At 49.0% G+C, this 2,043-nt stretch carries 5 protein-coding genes; all 5 read right to left on the bottom strand.

Translation table 11 applies throughout. The features are described 5' to 3' along the window. Positions 1–9: 9 nt before the first annotated feature. Positions 10–360 carry an HNH endonuclease gene (locus HMPREF3119_RS18570; protein ID WP_083297230.1) on the bottom strand — a complete coding sequence of 117 codons (351 nt, stop codon included), beginning with the start codon at positions 358–360 and terminating at the stop codon, positions 10–12. Between the two features lie 44 nt (positions 361–404). Beyond that, on the bottom strand, positions 405–716 hold the full coding sequence (locus HMPREF3119_RS00350; protein WP_046894974.1) for a hypothetical protein: 312 nt from the start codon (positions 714–716) through the stop codon (positions 405–407). Positions 717–1,321: 605 nt separating this feature from the next. Then, complete coding sequence (locus tag HMPREF3119_RS00340) at positions 1,322–1,699, bottom strand: hypothetical protein (RefSeq protein WP_070577928.1); 378 nt, start codon at positions 1,697–1,699, stop codon at positions 1,322–1,324. After that, positions 1,696–1,854 carry a hypothetical protein gene (locus tag HMPREF3119_RS19245; protein ID WP_168162267.1) on the bottom strand — a complete coding sequence of 53 codons (159 nt, stop codon included), beginning with the start codon at positions 1,852–1,854 and terminating at the stop codon, positions 1,696–1,698. Before HMPREF3119_RS19245 ends, HMPREF3119_RS00340 begins: the two co-directional genes overlap by 4 nt. Further along, positions 1,836–2,043: glycoside hydrolase family protein (locus tag HMPREF3119_RS00335; protein ID WP_083297228.1), on the bottom strand; the 208-nt coding region annotated here is incomplete at its 5' end. The genes HMPREF3119_RS19245 and HMPREF3119_RS00335, both read right to left, overlap by 19 nt.

Here is a 2,043-nt window from a genome sequence, read left to right as displayed (position 1 = left end):
GCTTCTTTTTCATCGTGTTCTCTCCGTTGCGGTCTTCCGGTAGTGACATGGCCAGCACAGGCTTTGCAGATTGCTTTCCGCATCGGTTCCCCCATGTGCTTTAGGTGTGATGTGATCGACTGTCCCTGCTTCGGTTGCCCGTCCTTCACGCAGGCATTGCTGGCACAGGTGCTTATCCCTGCTCAGAACCACCAGCCGCAGCCTGTCCCATTTGGTGCCGTAGCCACGTTCGTGTCGGCTCTTGCCCTGCTGATGGTTCTCCCACCCTGTATTGCGGTGTTCTTCGCAGTATCCGCTGCGGTCTGTGGTTGTCTTTGCGCAGCCTCGCTTGCGACAGGCGCGTGGTATACGTGGTGGCATAGATTTCCCCAATAAAAAACCCGCCGGAGCGGGTTATGTATTTGTTACGGTCTTTGCCAGGTAGCTCTGTGTTTTTTGCATTCCCGCATTACGGTGCTGATACTTCTCCCCGGCGGAGATTCCATTGCTACAGTCTGCTGGAATGATCCTCTCTTTGGCGGATCAAGGTACTCAAATGTTAGCTCTCCGACTTTAGCCCACAGATAACACTCTATTCCGCCAACTACTGACTTAATTTCCGCTGATACGATCGCTATTGTTACATCGCCACCGTGCTCCCCCATGATTTCATATTTCAAAAAATCATTGTCGCCATTGTCTATGTATATAGTTTTAAGCACATTATGCAGAATCATACAATTCCTCACCGTTGTGGCATGTACCCCGATACTACATGATGGCGGCAGACTTGCATAAACCTCTATCAACGCCACTCGTAAGCGACGTATGCGGAGTTTTATAAAATACAGGCAATAAATAGACCGCAGGGCGGTCTATTGAAGTGTTGCTGTATAATTATGTGGTTAGTCAGCAGGATAAATAATTTGCATATGCATCCCTGATTTGCCGAAAACCTGAATACAGCGAGCCTCGAAATCCTTATAATCAAGTGTTGTTGATTAGTACGCGAAGCAGCCTGTATATTGAACATCGTAGTTAGAGTAAATATTCTTCTTCAATTGCCTTACCGCCCTGTTTTACAGGGCTTTTTTTTGATTTTTTAATCGCATTGAAATTACGGAAGTTCTGAGGGTATACTCAGTACGAAAATAACAATAACTACTTCTCTAATATTCCATATGCGCCCCTTTATTCTGGGGCTTTTTTTTGCCTCTCCGCTTCAATCTCCCGTATTGCCCGTTTATCGTGATTGCAGTTGGCAATGTATTTCATAGCATCAGCCAGCAGCTCTACGGCACCACCGAACGTCAGATCATCCGGTATCTCTACCTGCTCACAATCAGCGGTCAGTTGCGGCGGAAGCGGCACCACCGGCGCGGGTATTAATTCCGGCCGCGTATCTGCGCAACTCACTGACAGCATCAGCGGGAACAGGAGCAGCAGCGCATTCACTGTCTTTGAAAACAGTTTTGATAACCGTCTTAACGTTGACATGCTCTGTGTCCTCGGCCCGTTTGGCTTTGATGTTGTCGAGTGCTGCGCGGTGTCTGATGGCAACAGCTGAAAGCGTAATGGTGTTTATCGTCTGCTGTGCTGACAACTGTCCGGACAACGTTGTGTTATTCACCTTCAGTTGCTGGTTATCCCGGTAAGTGCCATATACCCACCATGCAGCAGCAATAAACAACGCAGCAATTACCGCTTCTTTCCAGTTCATGGCGCTTCACACTCACAATGGATCACGCCGTCCAGCGAGTTACCCGGCATCGGCTTACAGTGATTCGGGAGTGAATACAGATAACAAACCGACAGCAGAGCAGTAGTCAGCAGGATGATAGCAATGATGATCAGCGTTAAAGGGTTCCGTGACATATCGCTTTCTCCGTTTCGCGCCGATTAATCAAACCCTGCCACTGCTTACCACCGGAAAACGTCCAGCGCTTCATTTCGTCACAGGCACCGGCGATATCACCGGCATTGAGCTTCCGCAGCATCGTCGAACGCGAGAACGCGCCGGGGCCGACATTGTAAACAAATGAATAGATGGCCGCCCGGGTATTG

The sequence above is a fragment of the Morganella sp. HMSC11D09 genome (genome assembly GCF_001807955.1).
In the GTDB taxonomy this organism is placed as follows: domain Bacteria; phylum Pseudomonadota; class Gammaproteobacteria; order Enterobacterales; family Enterobacteriaceae; genus Morganella; species Morganella morganii.
Note: the sequence above shows the minus strand (reverse complement) of the source record. Positions and strands in the feature narration are given on the sequence as shown.

Excerpts from the sequence above, each read along its gene's own strand:
- HMPREF3119_RS18570 (WP_083297230.1), bottom strand. The coding sequence starts at position 360 with ATGCCACCACGTATACCACGCGCCTGTCGCAAGCGAGGCTGCGCAAAG.
- HMPREF3119_RS00350 (WP_046894974.1), bottom strand. The coding sequence starts at position 716 with ATGATTCTGCATAATGTGCTTAAAACTATATACATAGACAATGGCGAC.
- HMPREF3119_RS00340 (WP_070577928.1), bottom strand. The coding sequence starts at position 1,699 with ATGAACTGGAAAGAAGCGGTAATTGCTGCGTTGTTTATTGCTGCTGCA.
- HMPREF3119_RS19245 (WP_168162267.1), bottom strand. The coding sequence starts at position 1,854 with ATGTCACGGAACCCTTTAACGCTGATCATCATTGCTATCATCCTGCTG.